At 40.4% G+C, this 14,669-nt stretch carries 13 protein-coding genes and 1 tRNA gene; 7 read left to right on the plus strand and 7 right to left on the minus strand.

Translation table 11 applies throughout. The features are described from left to right. Nucleotides 1-236 precede the first annotated feature (236 nt). Nucleotides 237-440 (minus strand): hypothetical protein, encoded by a 204-nt coding sequence (locus OCK74_RS25390; protein ID WP_279299921.1) that lies wholly within the window; start codon nucleotides 438-440, stop codon nucleotides 237-239. Between the two features lie 424 nt (nucleotides 441-864). On the opposite strand from OCK74_RS25390, the gene OCK74_RS25395 reads away from it, so the two are divergent. Continuing rightward, nucleotides 865-2,082 carry a transposase gene (locus OCK74_RS25395; protein WP_279299922.1) on the plus strand — a complete coding sequence of 406 codons (1,218 nt, stop codon included), beginning with the start codon at nucleotides 865-867 and terminating at the stop codon, nucleotides 2,080-2,082. A 318-nt stretch (nucleotides 2,083-2,400) separates the two neighbouring features. Here the strand turns inward: OCK74_RS25395 and OCK74_RS25400 are convergent, their stop codons facing one another. Both OCK74_RS25400 and OCK74_RS25405 read right to left on the minus strand, forming a co-directional pair. After that, nucleotides 2,401-3,642 (minus strand): site-specific integrase, encoded by a 1,242-nt coding sequence (locus OCK74_RS25400; RefSeq protein WP_279299923.1) that lies wholly within the window; start codon nucleotides 3,640-3,642, stop codon nucleotides 2,401-2,403. Nucleotides 3,643-3,891: 249 nt separating this feature from the next. Next, nucleotides 3,892-3,979: transfer RNA gene (locus OCK74_RS25405), tRNA-Ser, on the minus strand. Nucleotides 3,980-4,102: 123 nt separating this feature from the next. Here OCK74_RS25405 and OCK74_RS25410 point away from each other — a divergent pair. Then, nucleotides 4,103-4,537 carry a CBS domain-containing protein gene (locus tag OCK74_RS25410; RefSeq protein WP_279299924.1) on the plus strand — a complete coding sequence of 145 codons (435 nt, stop codon included), beginning with the start codon at nucleotides 4,103-4,105 and terminating at the stop codon, nucleotides 4,535-4,537. Between the two features lie 81 nt (nucleotides 4,538-4,618). Here OCK74_RS25410 and OCK74_RS25415 read toward each other — a convergent pair whose 3' ends face one another. After that, a complete protein-coding gene (locus OCK74_RS25415; protein ID WP_279299925.1) occupies nucleotides 4,619-6,733 on the minus strand; it encodes an endonuclease MutS2 in 2,115 nt (704 codons plus the stop codon). A 396-nt stretch (nucleotides 6,734-7,129) separates the two neighbouring features. Here OCK74_RS25415 and msrA point away from each other — a divergent pair, with 396 nt between their 5' ends. Further along, the gene (gene msrA / locus OCK74_RS25420) at nucleotides 7,130-7,672 is read left to right on the plus strand and encodes a peptide-methionine (S)-S-oxide reductase MsrA (protein WP_279299926.1); all 543 of its coding nucleotides are present in this window, start codon (nucleotides 7,130-7,132) and stop codon (nucleotides 7,670-7,672) included. Between the two features lie 76 nt (nucleotides 7,673-7,748). Here the strand turns inward: msrA and OCK74_RS25425 are convergent, their stop codons facing one another. The 3 genes from OCK74_RS25425 to OCK74_RS25435 form a co-directional block, all read right to left on the minus strand. After that, the gene (locus OCK74_RS25425; RefSeq protein ID WP_279299927.1) at nucleotides 7,749-8,315 is read right to left on the minus strand and encodes a hypothetical protein; all 567 of its coding nucleotides are present in this window, start codon (nucleotides 8,313-8,315) and stop codon (nucleotides 7,749-7,751) included. A 493-nt stretch (nucleotides 8,316-8,808) separates the two neighbouring features. Then, nucleotides 8,809-9,972: a 1-deoxy-D-xylulose-5-phosphate reductoisomerase gene (locus OCK74_RS25430; RefSeq protein WP_279299928.1), complete on the minus strand. Its 1,164-nt coding sequence runs from the start codon at nucleotides 9,970-9,972 to the stop codon at nucleotides 8,809-8,811. A 53-nt stretch (nucleotides 9,973-10,025) separates the two neighbouring features. Beyond that, the gene (locus OCK74_RS25435; RefSeq protein WP_279299929.1) at nucleotides 10,026-11,525 is read right to left on the minus strand and encodes a GH3 auxin-responsive promoter family protein; all 1,500 of its coding nucleotides are present in this window, start codon (nucleotides 11,523-11,525) and stop codon (nucleotides 10,026-10,028) included. A gap of 176 nt (nucleotides 11,526-11,701) precedes the next feature. On the opposite strand from OCK74_RS25435, the gene rplU reads away from it, so the two are divergent. The 4 genes from rplU (at nucleotide 11,702) to OCK74_RS25455 (ending at nucleotide 14,642) form a co-directional block, all read left to right on the plus strand. Further along, entirely contained in the window at nucleotides 11,702-12,004 is a 303-nt protein-coding gene (gene rplU / locus OCK74_RS25440) for a 50S ribosomal protein L21 (protein ID WP_279299930.1), read from the plus strand. 70 nt (nucleotides 12,005-12,074) lie between these two features. Beyond that, on the plus strand, nucleotides 12,075-12,341 hold the full coding sequence (rpmA, locus tag OCK74_RS25445) for a 50S ribosomal protein L27 (RefSeq protein WP_279299931.1): 267 nt from the start codon (nucleotides 12,075-12,077) through the stop codon (nucleotides 12,339-12,341). A 127-nt stretch (nucleotides 12,342-12,468) separates the two neighbouring features. Beyond that, on the plus strand, nucleotides 12,469-12,741 hold the full coding sequence (locus tag OCK74_RS25450; RefSeq protein ID WP_279299932.1) for a hypothetical protein: 273 nt from the start codon (nucleotides 12,469-12,471) through the stop codon (nucleotides 12,739-12,741). Nucleotides 12,742-12,956: 215 nt separating this feature from the next. Continuing rightward, nucleotides 12,957-14,642: a helix-hairpin-helix domain-containing protein gene (locus OCK74_RS25455; protein ID WP_279299933.1), complete on the plus strand. Its 1,686-nt coding sequence runs from the start codon at nucleotides 12,957-12,959 to the stop codon at nucleotides 14,640-14,642. Nucleotides 14,643-14,669: the final 27 nt, after the last annotated feature.

Below are 14,669 nucleotides of genomic sequence, written 5' to 3' on the forward strand. Positions count from 1 at the left end.
CTTCCACATAATTGGAAACCGCTGCAAGATTAATCATCTCACTGCAACCAACAATATGCAGTTGCTTGTAGGTTTACATTTTATGAGTGTATGGAATTATTCCTCTTTCATTATTATCAAATGCTTCAACGCCGGGTTGTTTAGTAAACGCTCCATCTCTGAGTGAATAATCTCCTGTATGTCCTGCTTGATCTGCAAATAATTGCGCTGCACCATTTGATGGTTTAACTTACTGATCACAGGATTTCTTGATAATGCTCCTGTTCCTTTTTCAAGGCCTCGTGATCGTTTATGATGGAACAATGAAACGTTTTTAATTCTATTTTCTGCTGTACATCACCCATCACCATACCTACAAATTCACCAGCGGAAAGTGCAGCGATGGTTGAGGGGGGTATGGCGGATTCCAGCATCCTGGAATGGTTCACAGAAGTATGCATACAACATTATTCAGCCACACAAATGCACAAGTTAGGGAGTCATAAAGTAGGAGCCTGGTGGTAATTGTGATGTTTTCTTATTGATAAGTGTATTTAGGATGCCTATAATCAGACCAATTACTTCATTTCAACCCAAAGAAGCTTGTAGTTCGAATCTGCTCGGTACCTCTAAGTGAACCGGATTGGATTCAAACCATTAAACCTGTGATTGCAATGAGCATCAGATTGTGGTTCCGAGAATCTTAATGGTCTCCATATAACACAATTAAATGAATTAAGAATCTCCTACAGCTAAATTTTCTTTTCAACAGATCATTACCAGGCAAATGTTCTAACTATTCAAAGATGATTTGATAATACTCCGGTCATTTTTTTAGGAGTAAAATAGATTTGGCTGAAAACAGCAAAGGCATTAGACCTTTGTATGCTAAAAACCAGATCCAATGCCTTAAGAGTTGTAGAAGCAACTCTAGGTAAAGTTAAGAAAGTAAGTCGACCAGTGGCAAAATTTATGGTGCACATAATGGAGTTATGGCTATCGATGAACTGTCGTTATGTGTTTGCTAATATGCAGCGCTGGGGCGGTAAAGCAGAAAAGTCCTACCGCAGGATGTTTCAGAAGTTCTTTGACTGGTTCAGCTTTAACCTTCAACTGGTCAAGCAGACTTGTGGAGGGGAAATCATAGCAGTCTTTGATCCCTGCTTCATTAAAAAGAGCGGCAAACGCACTTATGGATTAGACAAATTCTGGAGTGGGACTGCAGGCAAGGCCTTGAAGGGCTTGGAAGTAGGCTGTCTTTGCTTTGTGGATGTGGAGGCCGGCACCGCTTTGCACGCTCTAGCCGAGCAAACACCACCACAGCAGATCCTGAAACAAAAAGGGCAAACCTTAGTGAGTCATTATGTAGGTGTGGTGAAAAAGCACCTGAACAAGATCTTGAAGGTGAGCCGCTATTTGGCTGCGGATGGCTATTTTATGAAGCGGGAGTTTATCTGCCCACTACTGCAAAAGGGATTACACCTCATTACCAAAGCCAGAAGAGATGCGAACTTTCGCTACCTGTATAAAGGCCCTCACAAGCAGACCAGAGGCAGACCTAAGTTGTATGAGGGGAAGGTGGATACAGGTCATATTGACAAGCGTAGGATTCAATGCTGCTACCGGGATAGTGAAGTGAAGATTTATACAGCTGTAGTGTATGCGATGCAGTTGAAGATGAAAGTGCTGGCAGCCTTTGTCTACTACAGGGATAAAGAGCAACCGGAGATCATTATCTCAACTGACACCCAAATGGATGCCCTTGTGATGTGCCGCTATTATGGGTTGCGCTTTCAAGTAGAGTTCCTCATCCGGGATGCCAAGCAGTATGCAGGTATGGAGGACTGCCAAGCCAGAAGTAAGCAGAAATTGCACACCCATTTTAATGTGGCATTGACAGCTGTATCCCTGGCCAAAGCAGTTTATTACCTGAGTTTGCCTAAAGAAAAGCGAGACAGTTTTTCTATGGCAGACATTAAGATGCTACATATGAACCAACTAATTACCAATAGAATATTTATCAACTTAGAGCTGGATCAGAATGATAGAAAAATAAAACAACTTTATCACCAATGCCTGAACTTCGTCAGACTTAGAGCTTAAAAAATTACCGGAGTATTGATTTGAAAAAGTTGAATAGAAATGGAGCGCCCTAAAATAGATTCAAGGTTTTATTTTAATTATAATCCCAATTCTCCATGATTCCCATGTATTTAGAAATGAACACATGACATCATTTATCTTAAATCAATTATATTGGCTTTATGTAAAAAAACAACCTTGTGCAATCAACTAATATAATTTTTAGTATTCAAAAGGGTCCGGATTAAAATATGGTACGCAATTAGCAATGGACATACTTATTTATCTTTTTACTTGAACTTTATACTTTTAATCATCATTAGCTACTGAAAAAACTTTCTATTGCATTATCCCTTTACTCTTAGTCAAGAACCGTTGACGGAGTAATTGCATATCCTCGCTCACCTTGCGGTCCAGAATCTTCGCATAATGCTGCGTGGTACGCAGGTTCTTATGTCCCAGCATCTTGCTCACCGATTCGATAGGCACACCATTGGAAAGCGTTACCGTAGTGGCAAACGTATGCCGGGCTATATGAAAAGTTAAGTGTTTGTGAATACCACACACATCTGCCATTTCCTTTAAATAAGCATTCATCTTCTGGTTGCTGAAAACCGGCAGCACTTTGTTCCCAAGTTTACAATTTTTATGATCCTTGTATTGTTCTATAATTTGGAGCGCAATGGGCAATAGAGGTACACGAGAAGGTTCTTCCGTTTTCTGCCGGCTGGTGAAAATCCATTGATCTCCGTCAACACCGCTAGAGATCTCAGTTCGTTTTAACTTTTTTACGTCCGCATAGGAAAGTCCGGTAAAACAGCAAAATAGAAATATGTCCCTTACCTGTCCCAACCGTTCAGAATGAAACCTTTTGTTTGCAATACGATCCAGTTCCTCTTCACTTAAGAAATCCCGGATCACTTCCCGCTTGTTCATCTTAAAGCCTGCAAAAGGATCTCTTTCGAGCCACCCATTCCGGATGCAACGATTGACAATTTTTCGAAAGTTAGAGATGTATTTGATGGCAGAGTTGTGGTTACACCTGCGTTCACTTTTGAGCCAGAACTCGTAGTCCGACACAAATTCAAAGTCCAGCTTTTTGATATCCATGTCCTGTACACTATATTTCCATCCTAGAAAAGACTCTGTGTGTTTAAAGGAAGTTTCATAACGCTCTAAAGTCGCTGCAGAATACTCTCCTCCTACCAGGGCTTTCATCTGCTCATTGTGCAGCCTGAAGATTTCCATCAGCATCCTGGGCTTTTCCTTTCCTCCTGTGAGCAGATTTTTAATGGCTTCCGAACTCACTTCCCTGCCCGCTTCCACCAACTGGCGCCTGGCTTCATATACTTTGGCTTGGAAGGTATCCAGGTAGGCGTTGAGCGCTTTGACTTCTTCTTTCGTACCGATGGCCCTACCCGCTTTTGTATTCCATCGATCCAGGAACCACTTGCGACCCACAGAAATTTCCTTAGGTATACCGTCCACGGTTATGCGCATATACAGTGGCTGGGGCTCAGTTCTTACAATTTTTTTTCCCTTCTTAGGATAAAACAGGAGACTGAAATTTTTGGCGATCATGTAGACTCATTTTTGGGGTTGATAAAATTAGAACCCTTGAGCGCTCCAGACAAGATGTTCAATCATTGAACATGTTCATTATCAACTCGTTACATCATTTTGCGTGAGTACTTTTTTTGAGCCGGGAAAGACTCACGAATTACTCACGATTTTTTGCATCAATCTGCACCATTTTGAGTCACGCCTAAAAACAAAAAAGCCTGCCAATCAACGATTTGCAGGCTTTTGAGCTATTTTGATACGGTCTTTTGGCGGAGAGAGAGGGATTCGAACCCCCGGAGGTGTTACCCTCAACGGTTTTCAAGACCGCCGCATTCGACCGCTCTGCCATCTCTCCGGCGCAAAAGTAAGGGGATGACATTTAACAGCAAAAAATATTGCTAAGCTTTTTCCCATTTTCTGAAAAATCTTACGGAAAGTTGTAATTTCCATTAAGTGTTTATCCTAAAACCAACTATTTATGAAGAGAGTTTCAGACATCTTATCCCGCAAGGGAAGTCATGTAATCTCCGTTACCCCCGACACTAATGTGTTTGACGCACTGCAATTAATGGCTGATCAAAACATCGGCTCAGTCGCAGTAATGAGCAATTCAACCTTTCTCGGTATCATGACCGAACGGGACTATTCCCGGAAGGTAGTTTTGAAAGGTAGATCTTCATCAGATACTTTGGTTGAAGATATTATGTCTACCGACTTGCCCTATGTAACATCTTTAGATACCATCGAACATTGCATGCAATTACTCTCCAACAGGCACATTCGCTATTTGCCTGTCTTCGACGGAGATGAAATTGGCGGGATCATTTCCATCAACGATGTGGTGACAGAAATGATTCTTTCACAGAAAGAAACCATATCCCATCTGACAGATTACCTGCATTCAGGTATGTAATATCATGGTATAAAAAAAGATCAAAGTGCTGGCATCATCCGCACTTTGATCTTTTACTATTTTATTCAACCCTATTATTGTTTATTCTACAGGAGGTTTGTCTTTTACAACAACCAAATCAGCAAGTTCAACAGTCAGCGGGATCAACCCCAGTTGAACAATCGCTTTACGACCCCTGATTTCCTTCACCTCTCCTACCTTATGATTCTTCTTCATCAACACTTTAGCGCCCAGGGTTATATCACCTCCAACTTCTTCATATTTTGAACTCAGTTTCTTCTTTACCTTCTCTGCTGATTGCTTTTCTTTCTGTTTAAAGAGCAACGACTGCATTTGCTTCATTAACTCTCTTTTATCTTCTGAGTTTTCTGCCTTCCGCCAGTCGAAAACAATTTGTTTCAACTTGCGCTCCATGTCCTTTAGGTATGCAATTCTTTCTTCTGTTATTTTATTCTGCTGCTTCAGCAACTCCACTTGCTGGAGGTGCTTTTCTTTATCTATCAGCACTTCCATTTCTTTCTTCAGACGGTTGTTTTCTTTCAGCAAAGTATTCAGTTCTTTTTGCTTCTGCTCAACCTGTTGTAAATCCTGTTCTGTACGGTTCAATAATTTATCCAGGCTAAAATGATCCTCATCTACCAACAGACGGGCACGGTCAATCAATTTTTTATCCATGCCGATGCGCTGCGCAATAGCAAAAGTGTATGAACTACCCGGCTTCCCAACGATTAATTTATACAAAGGCATCAGGCTTTTTTCATCGAATGCCATGGCACCATTGATAATACCTGGAGTTTTGTTGGCCATTACTTTCAGGTTCAGATAGTGCGTTGTTACAATCCCGAAAGCATGCTTCCTGGCCAATTCTTCAAGGATCACTTCCGCAAAGGCGCCACCAAGGTTAGGATCACTACCGCTTCCTAATTCATCGATGAAGAACAGGGTTTTTCCATTGGCTGCTTCCATGAAGTGCTTCATGCTCAATAAGTGACTACTATAAGTACTCAATTCAAATTCAATACTTTGAGTATCGCCTATATGTATCATTAATTGCTTGAAGATGCCAAACTCCGATGCTGGATGCACCGGCACCAACAAGCCACTTTGTACCATCATTTGCAGCAGGCCTACTGTTTTCATCGCCACGGTCTTTCCACCCGCATTCGGTCCGCTGATCACCAGGATCCTGTTCGAAGAATCTAATGTTAAATCAACCGGTATGGTAGGTTTGCCAGTTCTTTTGTTATATAATAAAAGCAAAGGATGATAAGCCTTTACCAAATGAATATGCGCCTTATCAAATACAACCGGGTATTCTGCCTGGATGTCGATCCCAAAGGAAGCTTTGGCCCTGATGAAGTCAAATTCACCAACAATAGAATGATAGGTCGTCAACAAGGGAGCATAGGATGAAAGTCTTCTCGTCAGGTCGCGTAAAATGCGGTGCACCTCCTTGCGTTCAGAATTTTCCAGGCTATAAATAGAGTTGTTCAGTTCAATCGTTTCTTCCGGTTCAATGAAAGCGGTCCTACGACTGTCACTTTCGCCATGTAAAATTCCTTTTACAGCTCTCTTTTGTTCTGCAAATACAGCAACCACACGCCGCCCATTCATGAAGCTTTCTTCTATATCAGACAGGTACCCCTGCTTGTTCAGTTTGCTGATAATACGGTCAAACAATTTCCTCAATTCATTCCGCTTCCGGTACAGGTTGATACGGATCGACTGCAGCTCTTCCGATGCATTATCCTTTACCACTCCGGTTTCATCAATGACCTCATTGATCAATTGGAGGATCGCCTTTTCATAATAGGTTCCTTCAATCACTAAGGCCAGTGACTCGTAAGAAATCCTCCTTTCTGCGTCAAACCATCGGAAGATGCTTTCAATACTCATAGCGAGCTTCCTGATTGAAACCAGTTGTTCGCCATTCATTACAGCACCTTCAATACCAAGTAGTTTGAGTTCCTTAGCAAGGTTTAAAACATAGTCATTGGGAAAATAAACACCGTTTTGAAGTAACTGCTTGTATTGGTGCGTTTGTTTCAGTTCCCTGTCGATAAAGTCTTTGCGTGTATGAATGCGTAGGTCTCTTGCTTTAGATTTCGCATATTCATACCTGCATTTATCATGGAGTAAGTCTTTAATTTTTTCAAATTCCAGTTGTACAGATGCTGATTCCGGGTATAATCTCATGTATTCTTAATCAAATAATTTCCAAATTTAGCAAACAACAATTTTGTGATATGACATTTAATATTTGAATTTCAGGTTTATATAAGTTATTAATGCTTTTTAAAGAAAGGGTTTAGATTAAATTATATAAAATGCATCCATAACTTAGAAAAATCCAGATATTCGAACGCTAAATTGATATTTCTGCAAATTTCGAATTCTTAATAAACTGCAAAAGCTTCACCAAACCATCTGTTAAATGTATTTTTTCATATATTCAGTGATTATTCTGATATGAACTTTATACAACAATATTTTTCGATGATGAAAACGGCTTTGGCATTTATCGTTGCAGCTTGTTTTTCGGCATGCACTTCAGAAAACAGATACAATTCATTAAGCTCATCCTTAGTTAATATGTCAGAACAAATAGATACAGCAACATTTGGAACAGGTTGTTTCTGGTGTACAGAAGCAATATTTGAACAATTGAACGGCGTTTTAAAAGTAACCTCCGGTTATTCCGGTGGTAAAGTTGATAATCCAAACTATAAACAAGTATGCACCGGCGAAACCGGGCATGCAGAATGCGTTCAGATCCAGTACGAGCCCAGTAAGATCTCCTACGACGAACTTTTAGAGGTATTCTGGCAGGTTCATGACCCTACAACCTTAAACCGTCAGGGTGCAGATGTCGGGACGCAATACCGCAGTGCTATATTTTATCATAATGAAGATCAAAGAAGAAAAGCTGAGCATTACAAGGCAGAACTAAATAAAAGCGGTGCTTATAAAGATCCCATTGTTACTGAAATTACACCTTTTTCAAAGTTTTACCCAGCTGAAGACTATCACCAGGAATACTATGCAAATAATAAAAATGCCAATCCTTATTGCGCTATGGTGATCAGGCCTAAGCTGGAGAAGTTTCAGAAAGTATTTGCACAGAAATTAAAATAATGAATAAGGCATTTTCCGCCTCACCACCAGTCCGCTTGTTGCTTTAGCCTCAGGCGGACTTTTTTTGATGTTCACCCTAAATCCTTAACGGCACCAAACAATCATCCATCTCCATAGATCTTTCCAAAACTTCCATCCCCATCTCCTTCTGCCATATAAACTTACAGCTCTCCTGCAACTGATAACTACCTCTAACAGTTTCCTCCTTCATAGTCTCCTTCCTTCCACTGCTCATCATGCCTCTGACTGCCAGCTGCTTCCTTAGCCACTGCTTATCCCCCTGCATGTTCATATACAACCGTATAGCCGCCTGGTAGACATGCTTCCGCTTCTTCCTGGGCAGTGTCTTTCGGAAGGCCTCCTTCCGTTCCGGATCTGAGAGGATCCACTGGGCATAGGCTACTGCCTCCTTAAACAAATCCCTCCTTACCCGCTGCTTTTCAGAAGCCACTATGCCACTCATGTCCGGGTACTTGGTGATCACAATCCTTTTCTTCCACTTCTTTTTCTTGTTCCCCCTATAATGCTTCACCACAAAGCACTTCCCAATCGAGCCCCGGATCATGCCCAACAAGAGTCTAGGTACCTTCTTGCCATCCTTGATCACCACCCTTTCTTTGCTATTGATATAGACCTGTTCCATATAACTCATCCATTTACCCCTAAAGCTACTCCGCCCCATTCACAACCAAAAACCTGTTGGCCGTTTTGGCATAAAATGGCAGGAAATGACCGGTTTTGTCCTCTTCAACCCCAGCTTTCAAGTAGGGATCCTTCGTACCTCAAGTATACCTGAAGCATACCATCAGTATACCTACAGTAGGGCAAGAGTATGCCCCCTTCGTTCCTAAACCTCAAAAAAGCATCTTTTCTTCCCCTTTCTCAATCTCCCAATAAAACCCCGACTCCTCCATCAAAAAATCCTATTCCTCCCTTTCTAATCGTGCAAATCCGCGATTCATCTTTCGTTGTTCAGCCATACTTGAGCCGTACTTGATCCATAGCTAAGCCTAGGAAAAGCCTAGAAAACCATTTTTACCCCCTTCTGGTCCACTCAATCACATGTGAAACTAAAAAGCCCCAACCCTACGGTCGAGGCTAATAATTTCTTAAATTTTTGGAATACTGCCCTTACTCTACAGTTTAATCATATCCGCAGCATAACTCCTGGCCTCACCATCACTTTCAAAATAATCTTCCAGGTTGGGCTTATCAATAAAAGGAACCTTTTGCATGGCATATTCTATAACGTCTGTCATATCGAGGAAGCCAATGCGGTTGCGCAAAAATGCATATACAGCAATCTCATTTGCGGCATTCAGCACACAGGGCAAATTCCCACCCTTATTCAAAGCCTCTACAGCCAGGGTCAAATTCCGGAAAGTGCGGAAGTCAGGCTCATCAAAAGTCAGGTTCCTTAACTTTTTAAAGTCGGCCCTTGGAAAATCATTGTGTATACGCCTGGGGAAAGCCATTGCATATTGAATAGGCAGTTTCATATCAGGCAATCCCATTTGCGCTTTAATGCTACCATCTTCAAATTGCACCATGGAGTGAATAATACTTTGTGGATGGACTACTATTTCAATTTGTTGAGGCTTTAAATTGAAAAGCCAGCGGGCTTCAATCATTTCCAGACCCTTATTCATTAAGGTAGCCGAGTCAATCGTTATTTTAGCGCCCATGCTCCAATTCGGATGTTGCAAGGCGTGCTCGCGGCGAACATTCACCAGGAAGTTTGGTTTCTTGCCAAAGAAAGGTCCACCTGAGGCTGTTAAAATCACTTTCTCTATAGGATTGCGCAATTCACCTACAAGGCATTGAAAAATGGCAGAATGTTCAGAGTCAACAGGAATGATCGGTACTCTCTTTTCAACAGCAGTGCGCATGACAATGTCGCCGGCAACTACAAGTGTTTCCTTATTCGCCAGGGCAATTGGCTTGCCTGCATGAATAGCATTTAATGTTGGTTTTAGTCCTGCATAACCAACAATGGCCGCCAGCATCAAGTCGTAGCAATCCATGGAAGCCACTTCCTCCAAAGCCTTCTCACCAGCAAATACCTTTATATCTGTTTTAGAGAGTGCTCCTTTTACAGCCTCATATTTTTGCTCATCTCCGATCACCACAATATTGGGCTGGTATTTCAATGCCTGGTCTATCAGTAAATCTGCATTAGCATTGGCTGTTAAGATCTCTACAGAAAATTTATCTGGGTTGGCTTCAATTACATCTAAGGCTTGCTTGCCTATAGATCCGGTTGAGCCAAATATAGCGATACGTTTAGTCGATGAATTCATGTTAATGAGCTAATGGGAAAATCCCGTAGCACGGGACAGTTTTTAAAAATGTGCTAATGATTTTCTGTCCAGGGTCTCAGTTCCTCTGCAAGTTTACGATCGTTGCTCAACCTCGGTACCTTATTCTGACCGCCTAACTTGCCTATTGATTTCATATAATCAATAAAGCCATTCTTTTTTACTATAGTAATTTTCAATGGCTGAAGGATGTTTCCTGTAATCAAATCATCATAATAGATGTTCTTGCTACGCAAATTGTCATCTACTTGCTTTGCAAACTTAGCTAAATCAACTGGAGACTTTTCAAATTCTATAAACCACTCATGGTAACTCTTCCCTTCGCCCTGTTGGATCATGGGCGCCACAGTAAACTCTGTGATGTGGACATTATTTTCCCTTACTGCTTTCATGAGACTGAATTCCACTTCCTCTCCTATTACATGTTCTCCAAAGGCTGAGATAAAATGTTTGATACGGCCTGAAACGACAAGACGGTAAGGATTGGTGGAAACAAATTTTACAGTGTCGCCAATGTTGTAACTCCACAAGCCAGCATTACTATTGATGATAAGGGCATAGTTCTCTCCCACTTTTACATCATGTAAAGAAAGGCGGGTAGGATTTTCATTGAATATTTCCGCGGTTGGTATAAACTCAAAGAAAATACCGCTGTTGGTGTTCAATAAAAGTCCTTCTTCCTTTTGAGTATCCTGGAAAGCAAAGAATCCCTCTGATGCAGGAAAGGTTTCTATCGTAGCCACATTTCTGCCAATGCTTTCGAGCAGCTTGGCCTTATAGGGCTGAAAGTTGACACCGCCATGAACCAGTACTTGGAAATTGGGGAATAGGTCACCAACTTTTTTTCCTGAGCGCTCTATCAATCGGTCAAAATACATCTGCACCCAAGGTGGAATACCACTGATCAGCGACATATCCATATTAATGGTTTCATCGACAATCTTATTGAGCTTGGTTTCCCAGTCTTCAATACAATTTGTCTCATAAGTGGGTAACTGATTCGTACGCAGATAATTCGGAATATGGTGGTTCACAATCCCACTCAGTCTCCCGGTAGGAATGTCAGCAATCCTTTCCAGTTCAGGAGAACCGGAAAGAAAGATCATTTTCTCATCTGCAAAACTGGTGTTGCCACTTTCGGACATGTAGCAAAGCAGGGCATTTCTTGCAGAATTGATATGGTTTGGAATAGACTCCTTAGTAATAGGTATGTACTTTACGCCACTGGTAGTTCCGGATGTCTTAGCGAAGTAGATAGGCTTACCACGCCATAATATATTATGCTTGCCCTCCTTTAGTTTTTGGATATAGGGCTTATATTGTTCATAGTCACGAATTGGCACTGCCTGTTTAAATTCCTGATAACTGGTAATTGCATCAAACCTGTGCTCTTTACCAAACTCTGTCGCTTTAGCAGTTTTTATCAGTTCTTTAAGAATTGCATTTTGATCCTCAAGAGCCGTAGCCATGCTTCGCTGAATACTCTTGTGTACATAAGATGCAAATGGTTTTGCCAGGAAAGATTTGATTTTCATAGCTTTGTGAACTTTTTCAGCCATTTTAAATATACGCTGAACTAGGCAGGCTGAAGACGCCACAAATATAGGTGATACAACTTAAGACCTTTGTAAATATCATTTAAAAGAAGTGACAAAATGTTTGTTGCTTCAAAAATTACTCTTACCTTTGCCGTCCTAATTTTTGAACCGTTATGTTTGCAGTTGTAAAAATAGCCGGCCAGCAATTCAAAGTTGAAAAGGATCAAACTTTGTATGTTCCTCACGTAGAAGGAAACGCCGGTGATAAGATTGAGCTTTCTGATGTGATTTTGGCTGATAGCGATGGTAATTTGACTGTAGGTGATGCCATTAAAGTAAAAGTACAGGCCGAGATTCTCGATCATGTAAAAGGCGAAACAGTAATTGCGTATAAACAAAAACGCAGAAAAGGTTTCCGCAAAAAGAAAGGTCATCGTACCCAGTATACAAAAATCAAAATCAGTGACATTGCATAACTGTTAGTTGTTTTTAAATAACAGGATATCAATTTCAAATTACTAATCTCAAAATTCAAATCTTTTTATCATGGCACATAAAAAAGGTGAAGGTAGTGTAAAGAACGGCCGCGATTCACAAAGCAAACGCTTAGGTGTTAAAATATTTGGTGGCCAACCAGCTACTGCAGGTAATATTTTAGTTCGTCAACGTGGTACTGTTTACCATCCTGGTAAAAACGTTGGTGTTGGTAAAGACTTTACTTTGTTTGCACTGACTGACGGCGTTGTTGAATTCCGTAAAGGCAGAAATGACAGAACGCTTGTTTCTGTAAATGCTGTTGAAGCCACTGCTTAAGATCATTGTTTGTTGAAGTCATTGCTTTAATAGCATGGCATGGAAGTTGTTAAAAATTTGTCAAGTAAAAATATTGTTTCTATTTTTACTTCGTCAAGTTTTTTACTAACCATTAAATTCAACAAACATGGCAACAGCAAAAAAAGCTGCTGTGAAAAAAGCAGCTGCTAAAAAAACAGCAGTTAAGAAGGCCGCCGTAAAGAAAGCAGCTCCCAAAAAAGCAGCTCCCAAAAAAGCAGCAGTAAAAAAAGTAGCCGTAAAGAAAGCCGCTCCTAAAAAAGTAGCAGTAAAAAAAGCAGCTCCTAAAAAAGCAGCTCCTAAAAAAGCAGCCGTAAAGAAAGCCGTAGCAAAAAAAGCCGCTCCTAAGAAAGCTGCAACTAGCAAGTCTTCCAAAAAATAAGACAGCTTCAAGAAGATCTCAGATTGTTCTTCTTAGTTATAAAGAAAAAAATAAAAAGGTCCCGGTTCTCCGGGACTTTTTTATTTTCCTCAATTTATAAATCAATACGGATTTAAAAGTTTTTAACAAAGGAGGAATTGGATGGCAAGTTGTCGTACAGGGTTTACTATTTTTACACTCTGACTAGCGACAAAAAAATCATTCAACTTCTGTTTATGGACAACTATGCAATAGCTGATCAATTATCATTGCTTTCTAAACTTATGGATATCCATGGAGAGAATCCTTTTAAGAGCAAAAGCTATTCAGGTGCTGCATTCACTATTGAAAAACTGCCTCAACCAATCACAACCCTTCCTCCTGAAAAATTAATTAAGATAAAAGGAATAGGAGAAAGCGTTGGGCAAAAAGTTCTTGAATTGATTGATACCGGGGAGTTACAAGTTCTGAAGGAGCTTGTTGCGATTACACCTGAAGGCGTATTGGAGATGATGAATATTAGAGGGTTAGGCCCCAAAAAAATTCATACGATCTGGAAAGAAATGCGTATAAGCACCATCGAAGAATTAAAAGTAGCTTGCCTCAATAAAAGAATTGCTGAAAAAAAAGGCTTCGGAGAAAAGACCCAACAAAGCATCTTAGAAGAAATACAATTCCAGGAAAATAATGTAGGTAAGGTCTTATACGCTCAGATAGAATACTTCGTGGATGCTTTCCAGCAAAAGTTCAAAGACCATTTCCCGGATCATAAAATTGAAGTTGTTGGCGAATTTCGCCGTCAGTTAGAGATCATTGATAATTTAGAGTGGGTAACAACTGCCGGTCGTCAGGAATTAACAAATTTTCTTTTACATCGAGGTTTTGAATTAGTAGCGGAAAAGGATACTAAAATCATAGTACAGACAGACAATAACTTACAATTTCAATTTTTCCTTGCCAATGAAGCAAACTTCTTTTCATTAGTATTTGAAAAAAGTTGCAGTAAAGATTTCTATACTGCCTGGCGGAGCATTAGTAAAGAAGTGATGGTCTCAACCCCGGGAAGCGAAGAAGAAATATTCCAATCTGCCAACCTTCCTTATATACCTCCCTTTTTAAGGGAAAAGAAGAGTATTATTGAAAGAATACATCATTTAAATCTGCCTGACCTTGTTCAAACATCTCAAATAAAAGGGCTGATACATTCTCACAGTAATTGGAGCGATGGTGCATATACAATCGAGGACATGGCTCAAGAACTCAAAAACATTGGTTTTGAGTACATGGTGATATCTGATCACTCAAAGGCGGCTTATTATGCCAATGGCCTTTCAGAGGAACGAATCCGGGAACAGCATTTTTATATTGACTCCTTGAATGCCCAATTGGCACCTTTTAAAATATTTAAAAGTATAGAATGCGATATTCTGAATGATGGTACTATGGATTATCCGGACAAGATTCTCGCCACTTTTGACATGGTAATTGCTTCCATTCACAGTAATTTAAATATGGATGAAGATAAAGCTATGAAGCGCATTCTTGGCGCTATTACCAATCCATATGTTACGATGCTTGGTCATCTTAGTGGACGAAGATTACTCATCAGAAGACCTTATCCTTTAGATTATAAAACCGTGATCGATGCCTGTGCTGAACACAAAGTCGTAATAGAGGTCAATGCATTTCCTGAACGTCTGGACATTGACTGGCGCTGGATTGATTATGCTTTAGAAAAAGGTGTGTTGCTTTCCATCAACTCAGATGCGCATTCATTGGATGACTTCAAAAACTTGAAATATGGGGTATTGGCAGCACAGAAAGGAGGATTAACAAACCAATACAACGTTAGCAGTTTTGGACTGGAACAATTTGAAAGTTTCTTGAAAGAACAGAAGATGGTAAGGGCATCAAAAGTATGAACTACTTTAAAAAGCATTGAATCTGGT

The organism is Paraflavisolibacter caeni, assembly GCF_025628885.1.
Classification (GTDB): domain Bacteria; phylum Bacteroidota; class Bacteroidia; order Chitinophagales; family Chitinophagaceae; genus Flavisolibacter; species Flavisolibacter caeni.

Excerpts from the sequence above, each read along its gene's own strand:
- OCK74_RS25390 (WP_279299921.1), bottom strand. The coding sequence starts at position 440 with ATGCATACTTCTGTGAACCATTCCAGGATGCTGGAATCCGCCATACCC.
- OCK74_RS25395 (WP_279299922.1), top strand. The coding sequence starts at position 865 with ATGCTAAAAACCAGATCCAATGCCTTAAGAGTTGTAGAAGCAACTCTA.
- OCK74_RS25400 (WP_279299923.1), bottom strand. The coding sequence starts at position 3,642 with ATGATCGCCAAAAATTTCAGTCTCCTGTTTTATCCTAAGAAGGGAAAA.
- OCK74_RS25410 (WP_279299924.1), top strand. The coding sequence starts at position 4,103 with ATGAAGAGAGTTTCAGACATCTTATCCCGCAAGGGAAGTCATGTAATC.
- OCK74_RS25415 (WP_279299925.1), bottom strand. The coding sequence starts at position 6,733 with ATGAGATTATACCCGGAATCAGCATCTGTACAACTGGAATTTGAAAAA.
- msrA (WP_279299926.1), top strand. The coding sequence starts at position 7,130 with ATGTCAGAACAAATAGATACAGCAACATTTGGAACAGGTTGTTTCTGG.
- OCK74_RS25425 (WP_279299927.1), bottom strand. The coding sequence starts at position 8,315 with ATGGAACAGGTCTATATCAATAGCAAAGAAAGGGTGGTGATCAAGGAT.
- OCK74_RS25430 (WP_279299928.1), bottom strand. The coding sequence starts at position 9,972 with ATGAATTCATCGACTAAACGTATCGCTATATTTGGCTCAACCGGATCT.
- OCK74_RS25435 (WP_279299929.1), bottom strand. The coding sequence starts at position 11,525 with ATGAAAATCAAATCTTTCCTGGCAAAACCATTTGCATCTTATGTACAC.
- rplU (WP_279299930.1), top strand. The coding sequence starts at position 11,702 with ATGTTTGCAGTTGTAAAAATAGCCGGCCAGCAATTCAAAGTTGAAAAG.
- rpmA (WP_279299931.1), top strand. The coding sequence starts at position 12,075 with ATGGCACATAAAAAAGGTGAAGGTAGTGTAAAGAACGGCCGCGATTCA.
- OCK74_RS25450 (WP_279299932.1), top strand. The coding sequence starts at position 12,469 with ATGGCAACAGCAAAAAAAGCTGCTGTGAAAAAAGCAGCTGCTAAAAAA.
- OCK74_RS25455 (WP_279299933.1), top strand. The coding sequence starts at position 12,957 with ATGGACAACTATGCAATAGCTGATCAATTATCATTGCTTTCTAAACTT.